The organism is Haloterrigena sp. H1, from assembly GCF_005938085.1.
In the GTDB taxonomy this organism is placed as follows: domain Archaea; phylum Halobacteriota; class Halobacteria; order Halobacteriales; family Natrialbaceae; genus Natrinema.
On record NZ_SMZK01000001.1, the window covers coordinates 1,339,429 to 1,362,674 of the forward strand.

Consider the following 23,246-nt stretch of genomic DNA (forward strand, 5'->3'; position numbering starts at 1 on the left):
GCCCCGTTCTATCGACGCTCAACGGACGACGTCGTACCGGATCGGATCGTCGGCGACCCGTTCGACCAGCCCCCCTCTTTCGAGCGCCTGCAGGTGTGCCGCCGCTTCGCCGGCACCGAACTTAACGTGGATACCCTCGAGATCGCCGAATAGCTCGCGGGCGACCTCCCACGGCGTTTTCGCGGCCGCCGTTGACTCGTCGTTCTCGAGCGCCCCGAGCACCCGCTGGGACCGCTCCCGGTGATGATTTAGAAGCTCCTCGATGCGTCCCTGCTCGATCGCGGCGCCGTGACCGGGCAACAGCCGTTCGGGGCGGTCGGCGAGTCGCTCGAGCGTGCTGCGAAACGCTCCGAGCGGATCATGGTCGCCTGCCTCGATCGTGGACGCTGCCCCTGACTCGCGACCGCTACCTCGGAGCGTCCGCGTATCGCTGCCCCCGACGTTCGGCGTGACGGTCGGCAACACGGCGTCGCCGACTAGCAGAACGTCGTCGCTGGCGAAGGCCGTATGACCGAGCGTGTGGCCAGGCGTCGCGACGGCCTCGAGTCCCGCAACTCGATCTCCGTCTGCGAGCCGTTCGACCGGCGTCTCGTCGGGCATCGGGGAGACCGCGTCGCCGTCGATCACGCTGTCGACTGCCGCGGTCGGCACGCCACAGCGTCGTATCGTCTCGGCGTCACGCTCGAGGCGGCGCTCGCGTTCGCGTGCGTAGTCGGCTACCAGTGCTGCGTCCGCGGCACCCATCGCGAGCGTCGCGTCGGCTGTCTCGGCCAGTCGTGGCGCGAGCCCGGCGTGATCGGCGTGCCAGTGGGTGACGAGGACGTACTCGAGGGAGGCCGGAGCGACGCCGGCGCGCTCGAGGCCCGCCTGTAGCTCCTGCCACGCCCGCTCGGTCGGCGGTCCAGGATCGACGACGGCGCGGTCGGCGACGAGATACGCGCTGTTGCCCCCTTCGGGGCCGTCCCCGCCGACCTCGATTCGCGAAACGGAATCAGCAGCCATGACGCGAGTGTCCGTCTCGAGATTCCTTATACTGCCGGACAGAACGACGTGACGATCGGTCGCTCTGCTGCGGCCGTCACCGGTGGAGACGGCCGCGAATCCGCGACCGACGTCGTATTGACTGCTGTCCGACAGTATTAGTCGCCCCGCTCGAACACGACGACGGAACGGCTCGCTCGAGGCTGAGCCGGATCGCTCGTCTGTTAAAACAGCGCGTCGAGTTCGCCGCCGGTGTCCATCAGCGACGCGAAGTCCTCGTCGGCGCTGGCCTGGACGTCCGCGGTCGTCTCCTGTGCTTCGATCGCGACCTGCTGGAGCTGGTCGATCCGTGGCACGTCGGTCACACCAGACAGCAGGACGATCGCGCCGACCTCGTCGCGCTCGGCGAGGGGGTAGTCGCCACCACGGATCTCCATGCTGCCGGTCTCGTCCTCGAGCCACTGGCGGCCACGCTCGACGCCTTTGCGGTTCAAGTAGGACGGTGGTCCGGTGGCGACGACGAGGCCGCGGTCGGCACTGGCGACGTCACAGGGCAGCGTCAGCCGGCCGAGGGTGGCCTTCCGGACGAGGCTGGTCAGTCGGTTGGTCGCTACACCCTCGTCGAACGTCTCGTCGCTGCTGGTCAGCGAGGAAAGGAGTCCGTCGTTCGTCTCGACGGTCTCGCTCGCGTAGCCGATCGTGGAGACGCCGCTGCTCGAGAGCGTGTTGATGATCTCCGAGGAGTCGACGACGCTTTCCGCAACGTGGTCGCCCTGCTGGACCTCGCCGGCGGCAAAGAGGAGGCCGAACCGCTCGGCGATTTCGCGGTTGATGCGGTCGTAGCCGCTGCCGACGGATTCGCCGGCGCTGCGCCAGGCGTCGTTGTCGAAGACCAACAGGTTGTCGACCTCGTCGACGAGCGTCCGGAACGACCGGGCGGCGTTGAGCGTGTAGATGCTGCCTTCGTCCGTTCCTGGAAGGAGGCCCAGCCCATAGACCGGCTGGGTGTAGATTCGCTTCAGCTGTCTCGCGAGGACCGGTGCGCCGCCGCTGCCGGTGCCCCCGCCCATGCCGGCGACGATGAGGAACGCGTCGACCTCGTGGATCGGAATCCGATCAATCGCGCCCTGAATCTCGTCGCTGTCTTCCTCGGCGATCGCCGCACCGAGCTCGTTGTCCGCACCGACGCCATGACCCTTGACGCGAGCCTGCCCGATGAGGACGCGGTTCTCGGTCGGGACGTGCTCGAGCCCTTTGAGGTCCGTCGTCGCGGAGTTGACTGCGATCGCCGATTCGACGAAGCCGCCGTCGATCCGAGCGTCGAACGCCAGGAACTCGTCGACGACCTTCCCGCCTGCCTGACCGAAGCCGATGAGTGCGAGTTTCATAGCTGTCTCTCGTGGCCGTTCCCTGGAGTGGCCGCGACCGATCGGGGAGGACCGGCGCGCCCCGCTGTCATGGGAACCGTTTCCACACCACGGCTGTCCGGGGACGCAGGCATTGTTATGACCGGCATACGAATGGAGCAAAGACGTTCATGGACTGATTACACTGTTCTAACTACGACTTTCATCGATCGAAGATAAATGGCGGACCGCTGGTGCCCTGCCGTCGGTCACGGATCGCCGGAAACGCGATGTTTTCGTCCCTCGAGTCGTCAGGTCACGTGTGATCGTACACTGGCACCGCCGGGATCTCCGTCCGAGCGACAATCGCGGGCTCGCACATGCCGGGGACGACGGCCCGGTCGTCCCGCTGTTCGTCCTCGATCCGACCGTCCTCGAGTACGCCTCGCCGATCCGGGTTGCGTGTCTGCTCGAGGCCCTCGACGACCTGCGGGCGTGGTACCGCGAGCACGGAAGCGACCTGCTCGTCGTCCGTGGCGAGGCGAGTGCGGTCGTCCCCGAGGTCGCAGCCGAGTATGACGCGACGCGCGTCGTCTGGAACGAGGATTACACCGGGCTCGCGCAGGACCGCGACCGGGCGACTCGGGCAGCGCTCGAGGATGCGGACGTCACGTGTGAGTCGATCCACGACGCGATCCACCACGAACCGGGGTCGATCACGCCGAATCAGGGCGCACACTACTCGGTGTTTTCGTACTTCTGGAAGAAGTGGCGCGACCGCGAGAAACGGGACCCGGCCGACGAGCCCGATCCGAGCGACCTCGCTACTGTCTCGGGCGACCCGATCCCGTCGCTCGCGGATCTGGGGTTCGACGACCCCGAGGCGACGCCGCCGACGGTGACGACGGCGACCGCTCGAGAGCGCGTCGCGGCGTTCTGTGCGGGGCCGATCTACGACTACGCGGCGCGACGTGACTACCCCGCCGAGAGTGGAACCTCGCGGCTTTCCCCCCATCTCAAATGGGGGACGATCGGCCCGCGGGAACTGTACGCGGCGACGGAACGAGCGCTCGAGCGGGCACAGACGGACGACGACCGCGAGAGTGTCCGTGCGTTCCAGCGCCAACTCGCCTGGCGGGAGTTCTACGCCCACGTGCTGGCGTTCAACCCCGAAACTGTCACCGAGAACTTCAGCGGCTACACGAACGAGATCGAGTGGGAGAACGACCCGGCCGAACTCGAGGCCTGGCAAGCCGGCGAGACGGGGTATCCGATCGTCGACGCGGGGATGCGCCAGCTGCGCACGGAGGGGTGGATGCACAATCGCGTGCGGATGCTCGTCGCCTCGTTTCTGACCAAGGACCTGCTGACCGACTGGCGGGCAGGCTACGACTGGTTCCGACGGAAACTCGCGGACCACGACACCGCAAACGATGTCGGCGGCTGGCAGTGGGCGGGCTCGACCGGCACCGATGCCCAGCCGTACTTCCGGGTGTTCAATCCGATGAAACAGGGCCGGGAGTACGACCCCGACGGTGAGTACATCCGCGAGTACGTCCCCGAACTCGCCGACGCGACTGCAGCGGAAATCCACGGCTGGCACGAATTAGCGCCGGCTGAACGAGAGCAGGTCGCCCCCGCGTATCCGGCACCGATCGTCGACCACGCCGACCGCCGGGAGCGAGCGATCGACCTGTTCGAGCGGGCCCGCGGCGAGTGATCGGCGCGCCGCTCGATCAGCCATCACCCAGAATTCGGGTGGGAATGTTACTATCAGTCGTTCAACTGCTGAATTAGCCACTATACTTATCAATATGTACCTCTACGGCGCTAGTATGTCTACGCCGGACGAAACGTCGGTGTCCGATGGGGGGTGGTCGCCGTCGCAGGCGATCATCGAGGCCATCGCCGCCGCGGAGGGCATCGACGTTACCGACGTCGAGCCCCCGGAATACGACCCGCTGTTCACGGTCGTCAACCCCGAGGCGCTTGACGATATGTTCTCCACCACTGTCGGTGGTGCCAGTAACACAGTGGTTTCTTTCGCGTACGAAGGCTACGAGGTCGTCGTCCGTGCCGAGGGTGTCGAAGTTCACGAGCGGTCGTCGACCGACTCGCTCGACAGATCGGTCGAGGGGTAGCCACTCGGCGACTCACTCCGCCCAGTATGCCTCACCGGGTTGGGTCTCGAAGAGTGCCCGCCCGAGCAGATCGATCGCTTTCTCGAGGCCCTCCCGCGAACTGGTCAGGGAGTCCTCGTGTTCGATGCTCAGCGTACCGTCGTAGCCGACCATACGCAAGGTGGAGACGATGTCCTTCCAGTGGGCTTCGCCATGGCCATAGCCCACCGAGCGAAACAGCCACGACCGATTGGGTTCGTCGTCGTATGGGGTCGTATCGAGCACACCCTTTTCGCGGGCCCGTGCGTCGTAGATCTGCGTGTCCTTGGCGTGGACGTGGTGGATCGCGTCGCGCTCGCCCAGATACCGGATCGCGTCAGTGATCGTGATTCCTTGCCAGTAGAGGTGTGAGGGATCGAAGTTCGCGCCGATCCGATCGCCGGTTGCCTCGCGCAGCCGTGCCAGCCCGTGCGGTTCATAGACTAGCATATTTGGGTGCATCTCGATCGCCACGTCGACCTCGTGGTCGGCGGCGAAATCGGCAATCTCGCCCCAGTACTCGGTCGCCTGTTCCCACTGGTACTCGAGCGCGTCGGCGTGTTGTGGCGGCCAGGGTGCGGTGATCCAGTTGGGCGTCTCGTCGGTCGGACTGCCCGCCGGAAGCCCCGAGAAGCAGGTGACGGCATCGACCTCGAGTTGAGCGGCCAGTCGGATCGCCTCGCGGAGTTCGGTGTCGGCGTGTTCGGCGCGCTCGTCGTCGGGGTGCAAGGGGTTGTTGTGCGTCGCGAGCGCGCTAATCCGCATGTCGTACTCCGCAAGCAGCTCGTTGAGTTCGGCCTGTTCGCTCTCGTCGTCGAGATACGCCGATCGGGTGAGGTGTGCTTGCCCCGGGTGGCCGCCGACGCCGGGCTCGATCGCGCCGACGCCGAGGTCGTCGAGATACGGCAGCGCTTCCTCGAGCGATTCGTCGGCCAGCGGCGGAGTGTGAACGCCGAGCTCCATGGGGGCAGCGACCACACCCGGCGAGATAAAACGACGGCTGGCAGGCACTCGGTTGCGGGTGGCGGAGGATGAGGACCGTCCCCGCTCGCGGTGTCGGTCGTGACGGCGTCATACGGACGGCTGTCAGTGGGTGCCGGCGCACCTCCGCTCTGTAGGTGTCGGTACCCAGTGACAGCAGCCCGTATTAGCCGCTGATCGTCAGAATCCCGTCGTTGACGGTCACGTCGCTGGCGTCCTCGGGGACGGCGAACTCGAACTGCTCGTCACCGACGACGACGATCGCCGTGTCGTCGACGATGTCCACCGCCGGCGTCTCACCGGTGGGACCGAAATCGACGGCGATGACGCTCTCGTCCTCGTATTCGCGGTTGGTGATCGTGATATCCGTCGTCTCACCGGCTGCAGCTTCCAGTTCGGGCGGTGTTTCCATATCTCCCCTTGGTGGCTCAGAACCGTAAACATCGTGCCCGATACTGCTCGGTAGCCGCTCTCTGGTATCGAGTCGCCGGCGTGGCCGAGGACGGCTGCGATGACGCCGGTGCTGTCACACCCTGCTATCAGTCCTCGAGCGTGACCGTCCGGCCCGTTTCGCTCGAGTCGTAGATTCCGTGGATGATCCGCTGGACTGCGAGTGCTTCCTCGACGGTGTTTTGACGCTTCCCGTCGGTGATGATCCGGTCGAAAAAGGCCTGCTGCTCGTCCGAGTGGGTGTCGTTCTGGCGCGTTTCGATGGTCGTATTCTCGAGGTGATCCGGGCCGACGTTGCTCGCGGAGTAGATCGAAAGATCACCCTCGAGGAGGTCGAATCGAGCAGCGGCGTCGGTGCCGCGGACGACGAACTCGTGGGTGGCCGGTCGGTTAGTCGCCCACGCGACCTCGAGCGAGATCGTTCGGTTGCCCGCACACCGAATGAAGGCGCTGGCGGAGTCGTCGACATCAAACCCCTCGGGGCCTGCGTCGTCGGCCCACATGTCGAGATAGGCGTACTCCTCGCGGGAGCCGAACTCGCTGCGGGCAACGCCGCTTACCTCCTCGACCTCGGGGTACCCGAGCAGATACAACGCCAGATCGATGGCGTGAACACCCAGATCGATGAGCGCGCCCCCGCCGGCGATCTGGCGGCGAGTGAACCACGTCCCCCGGCCCGGGATCCCACGTCGCCGGACGTAGTTGGCCTCGAGGTGCGATACGTCGCCGAGTTCACCCCGGTCGATACGGTTTTTGACGATCCGGACTGCGTTCGCAAACCGGTTGTTAAACCCCACCATGGCGTATCCCTCCGAGTCCGCCGCCGCCTCGGCGATCCGCTCTGCACTCTCGAGGGAGTGACCCAGTGGCTTCTCGAGTAACACGTGAATGTCGCGTTCGAAGGCATCGATCGCGTATTCTTCGTGGTACTTGTTCGGTGTCGTGATGATGACGGCGTTGACGGTATCGTACAACTCGTGGTGATCGTCGTAGACATCGACGTCGTACCGGCGAGCGAAGCGCGTCCGAGCCTCGGTGGCGACGTCCATGCCACCGACGAGTGTCACGCCGTGCTCGACGAGTCGTTCTGCGTGATACTGGCCGATGTTGCCGAGCCCGACGATTCCGGCTTTGATATCGGATCGCTTTCGTGTCATTTCGAACTCATTTTATGCTGTCGTCGGTCGGTTCGTTTCAGACTGATACACCCTTCCCCGCTATACCAAACCATTCGGCTCGAGCGACTTCCCTCCATCGCCAAACAGCATGAGCCGAAGATCGGCCCGTCCAACTGTCATGCGAGTTAGTCGCCATCCTGCCAGATGAACGGAATCACACAGTCCTCGAGCGCGTGCGACCGCTCGTCACCGGTGGCGACGGGCGACGCACTCGGCTACGGTCGTGATCTACAGGACCAGTCGCTATTCGGCTTCTGTCGGCGCCGTGCCTGACTCTGGTCCCTCGAGACCGGTAATGCCGTGGACCAGTGCCTCACCGGTGGCTGCATCGAAGAGGTGGATCTTCGAGCGATCTAACACGACGTCGACGTCTTGATCCGCTTCGATCTCCGTGTCGGGGGTGACGCTCATCAGCAACTGGTTCGGTGACGTGGCGGGGTCTTCCTCCATGGACCCTGCTACATCCTCGGCCAGCAGCAGGTAGACGAACACCTCGTCGCCCATGGGCTCGAGCACGTCGGTCTTGGCGTCGATCGGATCGGTCGACGCGGCAAGCGAGTCCGCATACTCCGTCAGATGAACGTCTTCCGGCCGGATCCCCAGCGTGACGGCGTCGCCGATCGATACTCCTGGCAGCCGTGCGGCGTCCAGATCGACGGTGAAGTTGGTCGTCTCGAGGCCGCCGTCGACGAGTTCGCCCTCGGCGAAGTTCATCGAGGGTGAGCCGATGAAGCCAGCGACGAACCGATTTGCGGGCTCGTTGTAGCAGGTCAGCGGCGGAGCGAGTTGCTGGAGTCGCCCCTCGTTGAGAACGGCGATCCGGTTCGACATCGTCATCGCCTCGGCCTGGTCGTGGGTGACGTAGATGATCGTCGTCCCCAGCTCCCGGTGGAGCCGCTGGAGTTCAGTTCGCATGTGGACGCGCAGTTTCGCGTCCAGATTCGCAAGCGGCTCGTCCATCAGGAAGACATCGGGGTTGCGCACGATCGCGCGGGCGATCGCCACCCGCTGGCGCTGGCCACCGGACAGTTCGTCGGGCATCCGATCTAACATCCCCTCGAGTTGCACGATGTCGGCGGCCTGCTCGACGCGACGGCGGATCTCCTCGTCTTCGTACGTCCGGAGCCGCAGTCCGAACGAGATGTTCTCGAAGACGTCCATGTGGGGAAACAGCGCGATGTTCTGGAACACCATCGCGACGCCTCGATCCTTGGGTGCGAGAGTCGTGACATCGTCGTCGCCGATGTACACCTTGCCTTCGGTCGGCTGGGTCAGTCCGGCGACGGACTCCATCGTCGTCGACTTCCCACAGCCCGAGGGGCCGACGAATGTGACAAACTCGCCGTCTTCGATCTCCATACTGACGTCGTCGACCGCGGTGACGTCGTCGTAGCGTTTCGTGATGTGTTCGAGTCGTACTCGTGCCATTGGGTTACTCCTTGAGTGCGCCCGCGGTGAGCCCGCTGACGATCTTTTCCTGTGCGATGACCACGAGAATCGCGACGGGGATCACCCCGAGGATGCTCGCTGCGGCCATGAGGTTGTACAACACCTGATACTGTCCCTGATAAGCGAGGATGCCGTCGAGGATCGGTGCCCAGTTTTCGGGCTGGCCGTCGGTCATCAGGAACGAGAAGAAGAACTCGTTGTAGACGGCGATGAACGTCAACACGCCGGCAGTCGCAACGCCGGGTGCCGACAGCGGGATGATAACCCGGAAGAGCGCGCCGAGTCGGGTCGTCCCCTCGACGCGGGCTGCGTCCTCGAGTCCGTCCGGGATCTGCGAGTAGAACGTCGTGAGGATGAAGATCGCCAGCGGCATGAAGATCGCCGACAGCGGCGTCACGAGCGCGAAGGGCGTGTTGTAGAGGGTCCCGTCGCCAGTGATCGGTCTGAGGATGGCGAACGAGGTGTTAAAGAGGTCGTTCAGCGGGATGAAGAAGGCTGCCGGCGGGAAAAACGAGATGACCAACACCAGCAGCATCAGCGGCGTTCGGCCGGGGAACTCGAGACGGCCGAAGGCATACCCCGCGAGGCTGGCGATGACGAGGACGACGATCGTCGAGGCCAGCGCGATCACGAAGCTATTGAACATGTAGATGTGGAAGGGGATGACCTGGAAGACTTCGACGAACGCGCCGGGATTGAAGCCGTTGGGCGTGAAGACGATGTCCTGAAGCTGTCCCTCCGGCGTCAGTGCGACCATGAGCAGCCAGTAGAAGGGAAACAGCGTGGTAAACAGGAAGAAGATCGCTGCGACGTAGAACATCGCCCGGTAGACCCGCTCGGGGTGTGAGATGGAGTCGGACACCCACTGCTGGAACGGGCCGCGGTCGAGGTCCGCATCACGGTCGTCCTCGAGGACCGCGCCGCCGTCGGGACGGCGGAGTGTCGGATCACGTGGCTGGCCGTCGCTGCCATCGTCGATACCGCTGGTGTCGCTCGAGTCGGTGGTGGTCGTCGGATCAGTGGAATCGGTTGGATCAGTCATCAGTACATCCCTCCGTCGGTGTCGCGGAAGAGCAGCACATACACGCCGATGATCAGGCCGATGACCAACGCCGTCGCAAAGGCCACGGCGGCGGCCGTCGCGTAGATCCGCGTGCCGCCGAACATCGCTTCGACGACGAGACAGCTCAGCGACGGCACGGTCGTACAGCCGGCAGTCGACTCGATCAGGCCGTACACCCGCATCGCGTCCATCGTTCGGAACAACATTGCGACCAGCAGGGCCGGCATCACGAGCGGGAGCGTGATCAGTTTGAACCGCTGCCACGGCGAGGCCCCGGCGACGCGGGCGACGTCGTACAGGCTCCGGTCGACGCTCTGGAGTCCCGCGAGGATCAGCAGGGCCATGAACGCCGACGACTTCCAGATGTCGGCCACGAGGATGATGATGAACGCGTCCTGACTGTTGGCCAGCGGCGTCCCGCTGAAGAGGCCGAGACTCTGCATGAGGTCGGAGCCGAACCCGACCGTCGGCTGGAACAGCAGGAAGAAGATCATCCCCTGGATGACGATCGGCACCGCCCACGGGAGGATGATCGCCACGCGAACCCAGCGCCGCCCCGTGAACTCCTGATCGAGCACGTAGGCCTGCCCGAACCCGATCACCGTCTCGACGACGACGCTGATGACCGCAAAGGCGAGCGTGACGAACAGCGCCTGCTGGAAGAACGGCGTGCCGAGTTCGACGAAGGGAAACGACGACGTCAGCCCGACGTCGAGAAACTGTCGTGCCAGCCGTGCGTTCCCGGCGAGGATATCGACGTAGTTCTCGATGCCGACGAAGCCACCGAGCGGGTCCAACCCCCGCGTCTGGTTGGCGCGCAGCGACATGACGAACGTCCGGATCATCGGATAGAACGCGATCAGCGTCAGCAACGCGAAAGCCGGCAACAACAGCAGGTACGCGTAGGCCGCTTCGCTCAGGTTCTCCATCCAGTTGACGGCGGCGTTCCCGGTCCGCTCGTGTTCGTGGCTCGGTCCTGTCTCGCCGCCGGTCACCGTTCCGCCGTCAGTCACGGGCTCGGTGTCGGCCACCGTCCCATCGTCGGTTTCAGTTACCATTCATGACACCTCCGCTTCGCTCTGCTCGAGTTCGTTCGCGAGGTCGTTCATCGCCGCCTCGGGCGCTTGCGCGCCGCGGTAGGCCGCGTTGACCGCCTGATAGATCAGCGCCGACTGTTCCGGCCAGAGGTCAGTTGCGGGTCGTGGGATCGCGTTCTCGCTGGCCGACGTGACCACGTCGGCGTAGCGAGCGACGGGACCGACGTCGCTCGCATCGGCTTCCGCGACCAGGTCGAGGTTCGGCGGCAGGAACCCGCCAAGTCGGAAGACGCTGAGCATGACTTCCTGGTTGGCGAAGGCCTCGAGAACCTGCAGCGCCTCCTCTTCGCGGTTCGAAAACGGGCTCACTGCGAGGTTCCAGCCGCCAAGTGCCGCGGCGGTGCCGCCGACGTCCGAATACTGGGCCTCCTGTTGGGAGACCGCGTACGGTCTCGTCATCACCCCGAGGTTTTCGCCAAACCCGTCCTCCGTACCTGTCTCCGCGATCGCGTACGACCAGTTGCGGTTCGAGACCGCCTCGCCGGCGGCGAACGGGTTGAGTGACTGCTGTTCCGTCCACTGGACGACCGCCGACGGGCAAATCTGGGGGTACCCATCGAGGGTGTTCGCCTCTTCCCCCTCGATGAACGAGCGCATCATCCGGATCGAGTCGATGACCCGCTGATCGTTGACGGTGATCGTCCGATCACCGGCAGTAAACAGGTTGTCTGCCCCGCCGTAGTACGCCCCGCCCCACGACGTCATCACCTCGTTGAACGTACAACAGGACAGTCCCTCGTAGGCGGCTGCCTGCGTCGTGAACCCGTAATCGAGGCCGGCCTGATCCCTCGCGTCGCGGACCGCAGCCGAAAACTCCTCCCAGCGCGGTGGGTCCGTCGCCCACCCGCCAGTATCGTAGCCGGCGTCCTCGATGAGATCCTGTCGATACAGGGTAAACCCGAGGTCCGGAAACAGCGGCAGGGCGTGGAGATCGCCGCTCTGGGGGTCGCGCGCCGTCTCGAGGATCGCCTCGAGATAGTTGTCGTTGACGTACTGCAGCGTCTCGTCCGGGAGCTGTTCGGTCAGATTGACCGTCTGGTTCCGCAGGATGAACGGAACCGTCCAGCCGCTGTCCATCATGTGGATGTCGGGTGGGGCACGGCCCGCCTCGAGCGCCGACTGGGTGGTCTGCATCCGTGCTGCGGAGTCGCTGACGACGGTCTGGATCTCGACGCGGATATCCTCGTCAAGGCCGGCGTCCCACAGCGCCTGCTGGATCGATGGCTCGTCGCCATCGCTGTGCATGATCCCCGCGACGTCCGAGGCGGCGGTCATTACCACCGTTCCCGGTTGGCGACCGCGACCGAGGCAGCCGGTAACGGCTATGGCGCCGGTCGCGGTCGATACTGACGCGGCCTTTACAAACGCTCGACGGGACATCCGATGACGATTGTCTCGCCCTGTGGTATTCTGTCCCATCCAAAGTGATTGAACGAGATATCACATCATAATTGCTCGGCTTGCACGATGTAACTAAGTGGGACAGTCGCGATTGTGTGCTGGTATACTCGAATAGTATGCGATCCGTATTGTCGGGCAGTCCAGTCAGGTGGCAGGGATCGTCGGTCGCGGTCGCTGCGATCGGCTGCAGTACGATTTTCGCACACCGATCGATGAATCTCGGAACTCCATAGCCACTCCTTTCTCACTCTCGGCACATGCTTGTCATGCGCTAAATACGGCACAAGCAGTCCATAGACATCGTATCGGTGCCCCTATACAACCGCCAAACGATCTTTTCGCCCCCATCTGCTCGTGTATATATACGGTGGTCTCTCCGGACACTATCTCATGCGTGATCCCCTGGGGATTCCCGGGCACGCAGAGAAAGCATGTCGGAAGAAACTAAACGAAACATCGCGAGACGAAACGTGCTCGCGGGCATGGGCGCATCCGGCGTCGGACTCGCGCTCGGTGCTTACGGCGTTACCGCAGGCGAACAGCACGACAATCACGACGAGTACGACGTCCCGGTCGCGGTCGACTGGCAGGAATCGTTCGGCAAGAAAGGCAAGTGGTGGGATCTCGAGGCGTTCCCTGACGGAAATAACAATCGGATTCAGGATTCGGATATAGACTACTGCGGTGAAGATGGGCTCGTCAACATCGGGGATCCCCTCAGCTCCGGTCTTCGCACTGACGACGACTACACCGATCCTGGCGACCCGCTCATCAATTTCCACGGCATCAAACCGGGATACCGTGGCGAGGTGACGCTCAGCTATCACCTCTGTGACCATCCGGGGAAAGTCAAGGTCAACAAGAAACTCAAACACCTCGCACGGGCGCGTGTCTGGTACGACGAGTTCGGCGGGGTGAAGCCGCCGAACAACGGCGGGAACAACGGTACTTTCCCCGTCGTCATGGGGACGGTCGACGACGATACTCCCGAGATTGACGAGATCATCGTCACGAAGACCGACGATCGGTTCGGTGGCACTGGAAATTACGACTGCGACGATTACGAGGATGAGCTCGAGCGGTTCGAGTCCGGTGACATCGACGGATCTGAGGTCTTCGGAGGGAACTTCGAGGCTAACGATACTGCGGAGGGATGTGTCACGATCACCGTCGATAGTCGAACAAGTGGGACGGTCACACTCTCGTCGAGCGGTCCCGTCCAGATCGTCAGCGTGAAAGGTGGTAATCAGGGCGAGAACGTCTACGTATTCGACGTACCGGTCATCCTCGATGGTGCCACCTTCTCGACGCCCACGGGACAGGGTATCAGCAATATCGACGTCTGCTGTGCGGAGAACGGTAACGGCGGCAACGGATACAATAACCGTGGCGACAACAAGTATCAGAAATACGAGCCCGTAATCGTCCAAGGGTCGCTCAAGCGAGTGCTCCGAAAGTTGAAAAAGGGCGTGCACATCTCGGGCGATCCGTACGTCGCGTCGCCGTTCGACGAGGATGGCATCCACTACTATGCGTACCCGCGGGACTCCAACTGCGATCCCATCTGGATCACAGACGACAATATCAAGGACTACGTCAAAAAGCCGAAAGTCCACGATATCGAGAACCTCGGCGAGGGCACCAAGCTGGTTATCGATGGCGTCGGCGACGGGCCGGATGGTCTTCTCCCCGAACTCTGTGTCACCATCAAGAAGATACTCAAGAACAAGAAGGGGAAACCCGTCGGGTTCAGATGGGAGAGCAACCTGCCGCTCTGCCGGATCGAAGTCGCTGGCGGCGAGAGGACGAAGCTGAACGTCTACGACCGCGCTCGAGAAGGCGTTGCGATGGCGCCGCGTTCAAAGACCACGGCAAGCACGGTAAGCACGGCAAGGACGGCAAGGACGGCAAACACGGCAAGCACGGCAAACACGGCAAGCACGGTCGTGGCCGCTGTCCAATGACCGGCGTCATGTTCGGCGCCTGTGGGCCTCACGACGAGGATGACTGGTGTATCGATTACTCGAATACGGGATACATCGGCTTCGAGTGGTGGATCCCCAAGCACGTGAAGTTCAAGGGCAAAGGGAAGTTCGAAGCCAACTTCGACTTCAAAGCGAAGCGGTGTGACGACTTCGAGAAAACGACGACCGAAATCGGCGACGGCTTCGCGAAGATCGAACGCGAGTTCAACGGGGATGGAACAATCAGCGGCGGTGCCCGCGCCCGGTACGGGGACAACAGTTCCTCCGGTGCCTGGGAGCTGGCTGTCGGTGACGAACCTGGCACCGCTGGTGAATTCGAGTCGGCGAACTACGTGTGGACAAGTGGGGAAACCGTCGACTGGTCGGTCTCCTACGACGAGAGCAGCGATGAACTCTCGTTCACGTTCGATGGGACCGACCTCAGCGACACCCTCGATGACCCGCAACCGGACGGCCGCATGGCGATCCAGGGGAAAGCCGACGAGGCGACTGTCGAGGCGTCTATCGATAGCCTTTCCATTGGCGGAAGCCCGGTCTCGTTGGACGGCCCGACGAGTGTCACGGCATCGAACGACGGTAGCGGTCGGGAGATCCAACACCTCCTGGTGAACACGGACCTCGACGGTTCGACGTCCTTCCAACTCAGCGGTGAGGCGACCGTGACCCTCCAGGGCGACTATTCCGGCAGCAACGAAGGCGTCGCGTTCGACGTCGTCTTCGAGTAACCGACCGTCCCGAATCAGACCCGGACCACGCCGGTGCCGGCCACCCGACCCGCTGCGGTTTGACTCTGCCGGTGGGCCCTCTCCCAATGAGGGCGAACGACGATGGCTGACGACACCTTTCGACTCGCGTGACGCAAGATTCTCGCCGGCCTCGGCGGCATCAGCGCGGGCGCCGCAGTCGGCGGCACCGGTATGATGGCGCTTCTCAACGGCACGGCAGAGAGCAAGAACAGCATCATAACCGCTGGTGAGTTTACCCTCTGAAGATTACTGTCTTCTTTTGTGTCGTTCGTGAAGTGATCAGTTCCCAGTCATAACCTGTCAGTGGTAGGCCTGGCTACTCGAGCCGCCTGTATCGACGAAGCATCCCCTGTCATGTGATCAGTTGAACCAATACTCCTACTTTTCTGCACGAAGTATCGGCGAATGTGGGTACAAGAGCTGTTTGTTTCGTTTTCTTCGAGATATATACCCCTTTGTCGGCTTAAAATCTAAAACACGAGGTGTTTCCGACTGTCGAAAACAACAGCCGGTGCCAGAATTCCTAGATCGACGCGAAGTGTTCTTGCGGCGACTGGGTGCCGCTGCTGATCTACGTTCGACGTTCGTAGAGCCGGTGTGCGATCGCCGATCCGAGATAGAGCAGGCCGACGATCAGGACGCCGGCTCCGGTTGGCAGGAAACCGAACGGGAAGGCGGTGAGCAGGATGAGGGCGGCGAACGCGATCGAGAAGCTGCCGAGAACGACGTAGTACGTGCTCCAGCTGACCTCGCCGCGGGAATTCACGTCCAGGTACACGTCGAGATCGCTCGCCCGGTGAGGGCGACGGTTCCGCGATCGGGGTCGAACTCGACGATGTCATAGCTGTCCAACTTCGGGAGGTGCGCTTGCCGAAGCGCCGTGTAGACATGCGCCCGTTCCTTGTAGGTCACTGCCTCGAGCGGGACGTCGTTTTCCCACGCGGCGATCTGCCGCGAGAGCGGGCGCAGTTCGGAGCTCCCGCCGGTATGTCGAAGATAGCGGAGCACGTCTCGCCGGCGTTTGCAACTCAACATCTCGAAGGCGACGTCCTGTGAGAGTGATTCGACGTCGTCATTGTCACCGCCGATGCGGTGTCATCCAGACACCGCATCCGGAGTCTCGCGTGCTGGTGCTGCTGTGCTGCTCATTGACGATCACCGCTCGCTCGTTCTCGCCGGATGTTCCGTCTGGATCGGTGCCGGTTGTTCGCCGACCACTGCCCGCCGTTCGCTCGGTCTGGTCCACTCCTCGACGGATCGTCGCCTCTCGTTGGGGCTGATCTTGCTGGGCCGCTTTCGAATAGCACGGTCTTATGGCAACGTGCAGGAAATCGTCTAATTGTTATACGCGGTATGTTCATTTGACACTACTTGTAGGGTGCTATTAGATATCAGTACCATGCGCCTACCCGATTAATGAGGCACAACTCCCGGTTCGTGATATTCGGGTGAAGCGGTCCTGAGTTGTGATTTCGCTGTTTCCGTCTTCCGGTGCTATCGTAGCCACTGATACTGTCGGACAGAACGACGCGACGATCGGTCGCGCTGCTGCAGCCGTCACCAGTGGAGACGGCCGCGAATCCGCGACCGATGTCGTATTGACTGCTGTCCGACAGTATGAACGTCACTGCACACCCGATCGCACGAGGGCTGCGCGATCGGTATGTCAACCGTTTCAGTTGTTGTTATAACTGCGTCTCCGTCCACGACGCCATCGCGGCATCTCGAGCGACCCGGTTTTCTCGGACGGGCTTGCTATTGCTAGCGCACCTGCGACCCGTCCTGCGGGTGCGCCGGGACATCGGGACAGTAGACCGTCTCAGTCCTCGAGCGCTGGTGGCTCGTTCCGGCCGATGTGGATCTCGTGGGCTTCGACGTCCTCGAGGGCGGCGACCCGGCCGCCGACAGTGACCTCCTCGCCGTCTTCGGTGTCGATCGTGAGACTGGCGACCTCTTCGCTGACCTCGAAGGCGATATCACGGACCTGTCCGCGAACGATCCGCTGGCCACCGATTTCGACGTCGCGGCCGTCGATAGTCGCGTAGAAATCGCCGCCTTCATCGAGCAGATCCTTCACGCACCGGCGGATCGAGGCGTACTTCCGGGGGTACGACCGTGCAGTGTCGTCCTCGCCGAGCGTTCGATCGGCAGTTGTCCAGAGGACGGTCCCGAAGAACCCGGAGATGAGGAAGCCAAGCGCCGACCGGTTGAAGATGACGCCGTACCGATCCTGGTCGTCACGCAGGGCGTCCTGGGTCGCGTACATCGAGTAGTTGCCGTCGGCAACCGCGACGACCGGCGTCGTGATCCCGCGTCGGGCGCGTGCGGTCGAGGCAACCGCGCCGTAGTCGAACGCGTCCGGATCGGGGGCCTCGCTGGCCGGCGTCACGATCAGGTCCACGCTTACGCCGGCGTCGACCGCATCACGGAGATCCGCCTCGAACCGGGTCAGCAGGTCCGGCGTGAGCGACAGTGCGAGTTCGAACTCCGCGCTGTCGATGACCTCCTCTAGGTAACGCAGGATCGTCGACCGCGATTTGACCAGCGAGACGGCCTCCGTGTCTCTGGCCGGCGCGGTGTAGCGGGCCTCGAGGTCGGCGATCATCTGCTCGAAGGAGGTCTGGACGTCGTCGAAGGCTTCCGCGGGATCGATCGCGACGACCTTCATCGGGCGGGACTCGCGCAGTTCGACCAGTCCACGGTCGCTCAGGCTGCGGACGGTGTCGTACACCCGGGGCTGGGGGATCTCCGTTCGGTCTGCGATCTCGCTTGCAGTGAGCTGACCTTGCTCTAAGACAGTGAGATAGGCGTCGATCTCGTACTCGCCGAGATTAAACCGGTCGCCGACGCGTTCGACCGTCGAGCGAAGTTCGTCTGGTGCCATATCCGTCCCTACGACATCGGTGACTAAATGATTTATTATACATCGAGTAGCACGCGTTTTCGAAATCGGGTTGTTTCACGACCGGTCGCTCGGAGAGAGGGTCAGAACGCTTAACCACAGCGGGCCAGAGTGTGTTGGCATGCGCGGGGTCCTTCAGGCCAACGAGAGCGCCGCCGAAAACTCGGTGGCCAAAGCGATTCAGGAGCTGCTCCCGAGAACGGTCCCCCTGGACGTGATCCAGATCGTCCTCGCACTCGTCGTGCTCGCCGCCGGCTGGTACCTCTCGAAGGTCATCGTTCGCCTCGCAGGCCGGACGGTCGCACGCCGGATCAAGCGACCGAGCGTCACGCGATCGGTTCTCAGCGGCGTCAGAGTCGCCACCCTCATCTGGACCGCCACCATCGCTGCCAGCATTATCGGCGTCGGCAACACGCAGATCCTCCTCTCGGTGACCGTCATTTCGGCCGTGATCGCAGTCGTCCTCGCACCCGTGGTCGGCAGTCTGATCAACGGCTTCTACGTGTTGGCCGACCGTCCCTACGAGATCGGCGACATGATCGAGGTGACCGACGCCGGCCACCGTGGGTTCGTCGAGGACATCACGATCCGCTACACCAAGATCTTCACTCTCAAGAACACCTTTATCGTCATTCCGAATTCCGATATTCACGCGCGCGACGTGGTAAACTACTCCGCGGAAGACGAACGCACGCGAACCTCGCTCACCCTCGAGATCACCTACGACAGTGACCTCGAGGCAGCACGGCAGGCTACCGAACGGGCTGCCCGGTCCGTCAACGACGTCATCTCCGGGGGGCCAGACATCCGGATCGGCAGCGCCCGGTACGCCGCGGCACCCAAATGCAACATCAAAACGTACGGCGATCACGGGATCGTCCTCGAGCTCTTCTTCTGGATGGAACATCCCTACAAACAGCCGATCATCCGGTCGGCGGTCCAGGAAGCGATCGGCGAGCGATTCGCGGACCTCGACGTCGAGTTCGCATACCCCCGCCGCCATCACGTCTTCGACGAGACCAGCGGCGTCGCGCGGCTGGCCGTCGATGAATCGGGCTTCGAGCACTCGGCGACCGACGCGCCCGTCGAGCCAGGCGAGCGGCCAGCGGATCCGGCGGATCGGTGACGGCGGACCGATCCGCCGTGTGCGGCCGGACCGCTCCCATCGACTCGTAGTGTGGGTGTAATTTATACTGGGTCCGGCCCAATTCGAAACTCGACCGACAGATGTACGACGATATTCTCATTCCCACGGACGGAAGCGACACGATTTCCGAGACGCTCACCCACGGTCTGGCGATTGCCGCCGACAACGACGCGACGGTGCACGCGCTGTACGTCGTCGACAGCCGCATCACTGCCGCTGCCGACGACGAGACCAGTACGAACCTCGAGCACTCGCTCCAGGACGAAGGACAGGAGGCCGTCGCCGCCGTCGCAGAGCGAGCGGCCGACGAGGGCCTCGAGACGGTCAGCGATGTCCAACACGGGACGCCGTCGAAGACGATCCTCGAGTATGCCGACGAACAGGAGATCGATCTGATCGTCATCGGGACGCGGGGCAAGAGTCCCCGTGAGAAAGTCACCTCGCTTGGCAGCGTCTCCGAGCGGGTCGTCGACAACGCCTCGATCCCGGTGTTCGTCGTTCGGAACGCCGGTGCTCACGAGTAATCGGCGACTGCCCGTTGACACCTCTTAGGCGCGTGCACTTTCGACTGTGATGACCTCACAGTCGAGGTGGTTTCGTAGATACTGGTCGATGTTCGGGTTATCGGTAAATCGCTGGAAGATCCGTCGAAGCCGACTCGCCTGTTTGGAGCCGATCACGACGATATCGGCACCCTCGGCGGCGACCTCGTCGAGGATACTCTCCTCGACGAGAAAGCCGGTCCGGACGACATACCGGGCCCGTTCGATCCGGCCGAACGCCTTCTCGACGGCGTTTTTCAGATCGACCCGCGTCACTTTCTTCCCGTTTTGGTAGAGATTCACGTGGAGAACCGTCAGCGCTGCATCTCGCGTGCGAGCGATCTCGAGGGCCCGCTCGAGCGTTCGTCGCGAGTGCTTTGACAGGGGATATCGAACAGGAACGACGACCAGCGACATTAGCCAACTGGACGATTTCCGCGCGGGTAAACCTTTCAGTACGGACTGTCATCCTTGGGAACCTATCACATTGTCGGCTCTGGCGTGTGATTTCGGCCGCACGTGAGGGTACCGTTCGCCGTGTGTCGGCGCATCCATGCCGGAAAGACAATCATTTATCGGAAGCGACGCTATCGCTGGGCATGCAAACCTGGTCGACCGACGACGGCGACACCGTCTACATCTCGGAGACGGAGGGCGACAAAGGATCGAAGGGGCCCTTCCTCGTCGCCTACGAGTCTAGCGACGCTGAGCGCCGCTATGGCTGGTTCTGCACGAACTGCGAGTCACTCGATACCGCGATGGACGCGATGGGTCGGATCAAGTGCAACCAGTGTGGAAACTTCCGCAAACCGACCGAGTGGGACGCCGCCCACGAGTAACGGTCCGTCCGCCGCTCTCGTGGTCATCGTTCGTACTGCCCGCGTTTCGTCGTGGCCTCGCTGTTGGCAGACGACTGTTCCCTATTATCAGTCGCGACCACCGATCCTGTAACACAGATGACCGAAACTAGTGCAGGTTGCTTCGAAGACGCGCAGTGATACGGCGAATCTTTGTCACGTACTAACATTTATGAGGGATGGTCCCATAGATGGTATCGAATGGGTCCTGTTAACATGCGACTCGTCGAGCAGGCCAGGTCGATCTTCGCAGAGTTGGGTTACACCGTCGAAGGCAACGGCCCCGAATTCCGCGCCGAACGTGCGTGGAAAGTCGTCCACGTAAACACCGTTCTCGAGACAGGAGAGCTTCCGTCTGCGTCGTCGGGACAGTTCCACTGTTTCGTCGCCGAACCAAACGACGCCGACGACCTCGAGGCACGGCTCGAGCGGACGAATCCGAACTACGAGTGGGCCATCATCGTCGTCGACGGGGAAGACTATCAGGTCGAACGAGCGCCCCCAGGACCCCGAGCATCGGCATAGAAACGGCAGAATACCGCAGTCGACTCCCTATTCTTTCAGCGCGCGTCGCGTCGCAGTCACGGCTTTACCAGGCTCGACATCTGCGCCCATCGACTCCAAGACGTCACCCAGCGCGGTCACGACGTAGATGACGTTCTCGGGCCGTGCGGAGTGGCCCATACAGCCGATCCGGAAGATCTCGCCGGCGAGATCGCCGAGTCCGCCCGCGATCTCGAGGTCGTACTGCTCGAGTAAGGCATCACAGACCGCGCCGTCGTCGATGCCGTCGGGAACGCGGACGGCGTTGAGACTCGGCAGCCAGTACTCGTCGGGGGCGTTCATCTCGAGGCCCATCGCCTCGACACCGGCTTTGAGCGCACCGGCGAGCCGTTCGTGGCGCGCCCAGCGATCTTCGATCCCCTCCTCGGCGACGAGTCGCAGGGCCTCCCGGAGCGCATAGACGTTCGTGATCGGTGCAGTGTGATGATAGGAGCGCTCGTCGCCCCAGTAGCCCTCGAGCAAAGAGAGATCGAGGTACCACGAGCGGGGGTCTTCCTCACGCGAGAGGACTTTTTCCATCGCCTCGTCCGAGAGCGTGAGTGGGCTCGCACCCGGCGGACAGGAGAGACACTTCTGTGGACCAGAGTAGGCCACGTCGATGTCCCACTCGTCGACGCGTAGTTCGACGCCGCCCAGCGAGGTGACGGTGTCGGCGATCACGAGCGCGTCGTGGTCGTGGGCCGCAGCCGTCAGCTCGGCGACGTCAGGCTGAAGCACGCCCGTACTCGTCTCGGCGTGAACGAACCCGAAGATATCGGGGTCGTATTCTGCCAGTGCGTCTGCGACGATGTCGGGCTCGAGGGGTTCGCCCCACGGTGCGTCGACTTCGACGACCTCGCCGCCGGCCCGCTGTGCCATCGTGGCCATTCGGCCGCCGAAGTAGCCGTTGGTCGGGACGAGCATCGTATCGCCGGGTTCGACGACGTTACCGATCGCTGCTTCCATCGCGGCCGAGCCGGTCCCCGAGACCGGAATCGTCCACTGGTTGTCCGTCCGGAAGGTGTAGCGCAACAGCTCCTGAACTTCGTTCATGATCTCGATGAAGGAGGGATCGAGATGTCCCACGAGCGGCGTGCTCATCGCCCGCAGTACGCGCGGGTTCACGTCGCTCGGTCCAGGACCCATCAGGGTCCGATCCGGAGGTGTGAGTTCGCCAACGGACGGTGCGCCAGTCGCCTCAGTCGACGGTTGCTGAGCCATGGGCGTGTGCTCGCGTGCCACTTGCAAAGACCTACCGGCAGCGGCGAACGATAGCTCTCCGTTCGACACCGGCGATCTGGTGTCGGGTACACTGTCCCGGACTCATTATCGGGTGGGTAGTGTTGACACAGCTACGAGTTGTTTAAGAGGACCCGCCGCATACCCGATATATCCATGTTTGTCGGGCACGCCTTGCTCGCGTTCGCCGTCGCGGCACTTGCTGCGGACTGGCGGGGGTGGGATCGCCGGCCGGCCCTACTCGTCGGCGCTGTCGCAGGCGCGTTCGCCGCGATTCCGGATATCGACGTCGCGTACGCACTCGTCGGCCTCCTCGAGTGGCAGGCCCTCGGCGGCGATCTCGGGGCCCCGGCGGCGTTCTGGGGCGCGAGCCGGGCCGTCCACCGATCGGTCACCCACTCGCTGGTGGTCGGGGCGGTCGTCGCGCCGGCGTTCGGGTTGCTCGCCGTCCGCGGGCACTCGGCGCGCGAGCGCGTCGGCCACGTCGTCGGACTCGCGGCTCTCGTGGCCCTCGTTGCGGTCGCGCTCGTCTGGGACGGTCCCCTCGCCGCGTTCGTGATGGTGCTGTTCGTAGCCAGCGGAATCTTCGTCTCCCGTGGAGTCTCCCGGCTGTCGACGCTGCCACCGGCGACGGTGGCCCTCGCCGCACTCTGGGGCCTCTGGTCGCACCCGTGGGGCGATCTCGTGACCGGCTCGCCACCTGACTGGCTGTTCCCCTTCGGCTCGCCGGGCCTCGAGTCACGCGTCGTGCTCCATCCGGATCCGACGCTGCACCTGCTTGGGGCGTTCGCGATCGAACTCGCCACGATCGCGTTCGCGATCGCGGTGGCGTATCGGGTCACCGATCGATCGATCCTCGCGGCCGTCGACCGCCGGGCCGCCGTCGGCGCTGTCTACGGCGTCGCCGCACTCGCCGTGACGCCGCCGACGCTCGAGGTATCCTATCATTTCGTCTTCTCGATCCTCGGCGTCGGCCTCCTCTGTGGCGTCGTCCAGGACTCCTACTGGCGTCCCTTCGGCGCGCGCGATCGGTGGCGTCCGTCCGCCGACGCGGTCTTCGAGACCGGGCTCACGACGGTGGCAGCTATCGCCGTCGCCTTGGCCGCGTATGCAGCCGTCTACCTGCTCGTCGTACCAGCATGACCGCCTCACGTGTCTTTGTTTCGGGCCACCGCATGAC

23 protein-coding genes are annotated in these 23,246 nt (G+C 63.3%); 9 read left to right on the plus strand and 14 right to left on the minus strand.

The features are described from left to right. Positions 1 to 18 precede the first annotated feature (18 nt). Complete coding sequence (locus tag E2L06_RS06720; protein ID WP_138779835.1) at positions 19 to 1,002, minus strand: MBL fold metallo-hydrolase; 984 nt, start codon at positions 1,000 to 1,002, stop codon at positions 19 to 21. 203 nt (positions 1,003 to 1,205) lie between these two features. Continuing rightward, positions 1,206 to 2,369, minus strand: coding sequence for a tubulin/FtsZ family protein (locus tag E2L06_RS06725; protein WP_138779837.1), 1,164 nt, complete (start codon positions 2,367 to 2,369; stop codon positions 1,206 to 1,208). Between the two features lie 280 nt (positions 2,370 to 2,649). On the opposite strand from E2L06_RS06725, the gene E2L06_RS06730 reads away from it, so the two are divergent. Both E2L06_RS06730 and E2L06_RS06735 read left to right on the plus strand, forming a co-directional pair. Continuing rightward, positions 2,650 to 4,047, plus strand: a complete 1,398-nt coding sequence (locus tag E2L06_RS06730; protein ID WP_138779839.1) for a deoxyribodipyrimidine photo-lyase — start codon at positions 2,650 to 2,652, stop codon at positions 4,045 to 4,047. A gap of 115 nt (positions 4,048 to 4,162) precedes the next feature. Continuing rightward, positions 4,163 to 4,468 (plus strand): HalOD1 output domain-containing protein, encoded by a 306-nt coding sequence (locus E2L06_RS06735; protein ID WP_138779840.1) that lies wholly within the window; start codon positions 4,163 to 4,165, stop codon positions 4,466 to 4,468. Between the two features lie 12 nt (positions 4,469 to 4,480). Here the strand turns inward: E2L06_RS06735 and E2L06_RS06740 are convergent, their stop codons facing one another. The 7 genes from E2L06_RS06740 to E2L06_RS06770 form a co-directional block, all read right to left on the minus strand. Then, entirely contained in the window at positions 4,481 to 5,449 is a 969-nt protein-coding gene (locus E2L06_RS06740; protein WP_138779843.1) for a sugar phosphate isomerase/epimerase, read from the minus strand. A gap of 184 nt (positions 5,450 to 5,633) precedes the next feature. Further along, positions 5,634 to 5,879: a hypothetical protein gene (locus E2L06_RS06745; RefSeq protein ID WP_138779845.1), complete on the minus strand. Its 246-nt coding sequence runs from the start codon at positions 5,877 to 5,879 to the stop codon at positions 5,634 to 5,636. Positions 5,880 to 6,006: 127 nt separating this feature from the next. After that, positions 6,007 to 7,074 carry a Gfo/Idh/MocA family protein gene (locus E2L06_RS06750; protein WP_138779847.1) on the minus strand — a complete coding sequence of 356 codons (1,068 nt, stop codon included), beginning with the start codon at positions 7,072 to 7,074 and terminating at the stop codon, positions 6,007 to 6,009. 264 nt (positions 7,075 to 7,338) lie between these two features. Beyond that, entirely contained in the window at positions 7,339 to 8,523 is a 1,185-nt protein-coding gene (locus E2L06_RS06755) for an ABC transporter ATP-binding protein (protein ID WP_138779849.1), read from the minus strand. A 4-nt stretch (positions 8,524 to 8,527) separates the two neighbouring features. Beyond that, positions 8,528 to 9,586, minus strand: coding sequence for a carbohydrate ABC transporter permease (locus E2L06_RS06760; RefSeq protein WP_138779850.1), 1,059 nt, complete (start codon positions 9,584 to 9,586; stop codon positions 8,528 to 8,530). After that, positions 9,586 to 10,665, minus strand: a complete 1,080-nt coding sequence (locus E2L06_RS06765; RefSeq protein WP_138779851.1) for a carbohydrate ABC transporter permease — start codon at positions 10,663 to 10,665, stop codon at positions 9,586 to 9,588. The genes E2L06_RS06760 and E2L06_RS06765 overlap by 1 nt, the downstream gene beginning before the upstream one ends. Then, a complete protein-coding gene (locus E2L06_RS06770; protein WP_138779853.1) occupies positions 10,666 to 12,123 on the minus strand; it encodes an extracellular solute-binding protein in 1,458 nt (485 codons plus the stop codon). 413 nt (positions 12,124 to 12,536) lie between these two features. Here E2L06_RS06770 and E2L06_RS06775 point away from each other — a divergent pair, with 413 nt between their 5' ends. Next, entirely contained in the window at positions 12,537 to 14,069 is a 1,533-nt protein-coding gene (locus E2L06_RS06775; protein ID WP_138779855.1) for a hypothetical protein, read from the plus strand. After that, entirely contained in the window at positions 14,066 to 14,815 is a 750-nt protein-coding gene (locus E2L06_RS06780) for a choice-of-anchor W domain-containing protein (RefSeq protein WP_138779857.1), read from the plus strand. Before E2L06_RS06775 ends, E2L06_RS06780 begins: the two co-directional genes overlap by 4 nt. Before the next feature lie 592 nt (positions 14,816 to 15,407). Here E2L06_RS06780 and E2L06_RS06785 read toward each other — a convergent pair. From E2L06_RS06785 to trmB, 3 genes are all read right to left on the minus strand, one after another. Continuing rightward, on the minus strand, positions 15,408 to 15,602 hold the full coding sequence (locus E2L06_RS06785; RefSeq protein ID WP_138779859.1) for a hypothetical protein: 195 nt from the start codon (positions 15,600 to 15,602) through the stop codon (positions 15,408 to 15,410). Beyond that, a complete protein-coding gene (locus E2L06_RS06790; protein ID WP_138779861.1) occupies positions 15,599 to 15,868 on the minus strand; it encodes a hypothetical protein in 270 nt (89 codons plus the stop codon). Before E2L06_RS06790 ends, E2L06_RS06785 begins: the two co-directional genes overlap by 4 nt. Positions 15,869 to 16,655: 787 nt before the next feature. Next, a complete protein-coding gene (gene trmB, locus E2L06_RS06800; RefSeq protein WP_138779865.1) occupies positions 16,656 to 17,720 on the minus strand; it encodes an HTH-type sugar sensing transcriptional regulator TrmB in 1,065 nt (354 codons plus the stop codon). 139 nt (positions 17,721 to 17,859) lie between these two features. On the opposite strand from trmB, the gene E2L06_RS06805 reads away from it, so the two are divergent. Both E2L06_RS06805 and E2L06_RS06810 read left to right on the plus strand, forming a co-directional pair. Continuing rightward, on the plus strand, positions 17,860 to 18,864 hold the full coding sequence (locus tag E2L06_RS06805; RefSeq protein WP_138779867.1) for a mechanosensitive ion channel family protein: 1,005 nt from the start codon (positions 17,860 to 17,862) through the stop codon (positions 18,862 to 18,864). Between the two features lie 101 nt (positions 18,865 to 18,965). Further along, positions 18,966 to 19,409, plus strand: a complete 444-nt coding sequence (locus tag E2L06_RS06810) for a universal stress protein (protein WP_138779869.1) — start codon at positions 18,966 to 18,968, stop codon at positions 19,407 to 19,409. Positions 19,410 to 19,433: 24 nt separating this feature from the next. Here the strand turns inward: E2L06_RS06810 and E2L06_RS06815 are convergent, their stop codons facing one another. After that, entirely contained in the window at positions 19,434 to 19,844 is a 411-nt protein-coding gene (locus tag E2L06_RS06815; RefSeq protein WP_138779871.1) for a universal stress protein, read from the minus strand. A 182-nt stretch (positions 19,845 to 20,026) separates the two neighbouring features. Here E2L06_RS06815 and E2L06_RS06820 point away from each other — a divergent pair, with 182 nt between their 5' ends. Both E2L06_RS06820 and E2L06_RS06825 read left to right on the plus strand, forming a co-directional pair. Then, entirely contained in the window at positions 20,027 to 20,266 is a 240-nt protein-coding gene (locus E2L06_RS06820; RefSeq protein ID WP_138779873.1) for a DUF5816 domain-containing protein, read from the plus strand. 234 nt (positions 20,267 to 20,500) lie between these two features. Then, entirely contained in the window at positions 20,501 to 20,809 is a 309-nt protein-coding gene (locus tag E2L06_RS06825; RefSeq protein ID WP_138782515.1) for a hypothetical protein, read from the plus strand. Between the two features lie 27 nt (positions 20,810 to 20,836). Here E2L06_RS06825 and E2L06_RS06830 read toward each other — a convergent pair whose 3' ends face one another. Further along, positions 20,837 to 22,048 carry an alanine--glyoxylate aminotransferase family protein gene (locus tag E2L06_RS06830; protein WP_138779875.1) on the minus strand — a complete coding sequence of 404 codons (1,212 nt, stop codon included), beginning with the start codon at positions 22,046 to 22,048 and terminating at the stop codon, positions 20,837 to 20,839. A gap of 174 nt (positions 22,049 to 22,222) precedes the next feature. Between E2L06_RS06830 and E2L06_RS06835 the strand changes: the two genes are divergently transcribed. Then, positions 22,223 to 23,209, plus strand: coding sequence for a metal-dependent hydrolase (locus tag E2L06_RS06835; protein ID WP_138779877.1), 987 nt, complete (start codon positions 22,223 to 22,225; stop codon positions 23,207 to 23,209). Positions 23,210 to 23,246: the final 37 nt, after the last annotated feature.

Bases quoted from the DNA above. Each gene is read 5' to 3' on its own strand.
- trmB (WP_138779865.1), bottom strand. From the start codon at position 17,720: ATGGCACCAGACGAACTTCGCTCGACGGTCGAACGCGTCGGCGACCGG.
- E2L06_RS06810 (WP_138779869.1), top strand. From the start codon at position 18,966: ATGTACGACGATATTCTCATTCCCACGGACGGAAGCGACACGATTTCC.
- E2L06_RS06835 (WP_138779877.1), top strand. From the start codon at position 22,223: ATGTTTGTCGGGCACGCCTTGCTCGCGTTCGCCGTCGCGGCACTTGCT.
- E2L06_RS06820 (WP_138779873.1), top strand. From the start codon at position 20,027: ATGCAAACCTGGTCGACCGACGACGGCGACACCGTCTACATCTCGGAG.
- E2L06_RS06765 (WP_138779851.1), bottom strand. From the start codon at position 10,665: ATGGTAACTGAAACCGACGATGGGACGGTGGCCGACACCGAGCCCGTG.
- E2L06_RS06775 (WP_138779855.1), top strand. From the start codon at position 12,537: ATGTCGGAAGAAACTAAACGAAACATCGCGAGACGAAACGTGCTCGCG.
- E2L06_RS06720 (WP_138779835.1), bottom strand. From the start codon at position 1,002: ATGGCTGCTGATTCCGTTTCGCGAATCGAGGTCGGCGGGGACGGCCCC.
- E2L06_RS06735 (WP_138779840.1), top strand. From the start codon at position 4,163: ATGTCTACGCCGGACGAAACGTCGGTGTCCGATGGGGGGTGGTCGCCG.
- E2L06_RS06745 (WP_138779845.1), bottom strand. From the start codon at position 5,879: ATGGAAACACCGCCCGAACTGGAAGCTGCAGCCGGTGAGACGACGGAT.
- E2L06_RS06770 (WP_138779853.1), bottom strand. From the start codon at position 12,123: ATGGGACAGAATACCACAGGGCGAGACAATCGTCATCGGATGTCCCGT.
- E2L06_RS06750 (WP_138779847.1), bottom strand. From the start codon at position 7,074: ATGACACGAAAGCGATCCGATATCAAAGCCGGAATCGTCGGGCTCGGC.
- E2L06_RS06760 (WP_138779850.1), bottom strand. From the start codon at position 9,586: ATGACTGATCCAACCGATTCCACTGATCCGACGACCACCACCGACTCG.
- E2L06_RS06725 (WP_138779837.1), bottom strand. From the start codon at position 2,369: ATGAAACTCGCACTCATCGGCTTCGGTCAGGCAGGCGGGAAGGTCGTC.
- E2L06_RS06740 (WP_138779843.1), bottom strand. From the start codon at position 5,449: ATGGAGCTCGGCGTTCACACTCCGCCGCTGGCCGACGAATCGCTCGAG.
- E2L06_RS06815 (WP_138779871.1), bottom strand. From the start codon at position 19,844: ATGTCGCTGGTCGTCGTTCCTGTTCGATATCCCCTGTCAAAGCACTCG.
- E2L06_RS06755 (WP_138779849.1), bottom strand. From the start codon at position 8,523: ATGGCACGAGTACGACTCGAACACATCACGAAACGCTACGACGACGTC.
- E2L06_RS06805 (WP_138779867.1), top strand. From the start codon at position 17,860: ATGCGCGGGGTCCTTCAGGCCAACGAGAGCGCCGCCGAAAACTCGGTG.
- E2L06_RS06830 (WP_138779875.1), bottom strand. From the start codon at position 22,048: ATGGCTCAGCAACCGTCGACTGAGGCGACTGGCGCACCGTCCGTTGGC.
- E2L06_RS06780 (WP_138779857.1), top strand. From the start codon at position 14,066: ATGACCGGCGTCATGTTCGGCGCCTGTGGGCCTCACGACGAGGATGAC.
- E2L06_RS06825 (WP_138782515.1), top strand. From the start codon at position 20,501: ATGCGACTCGTCGAGCAGGCCAGGTCGATCTTCGCAGAGTTGGGTTAC.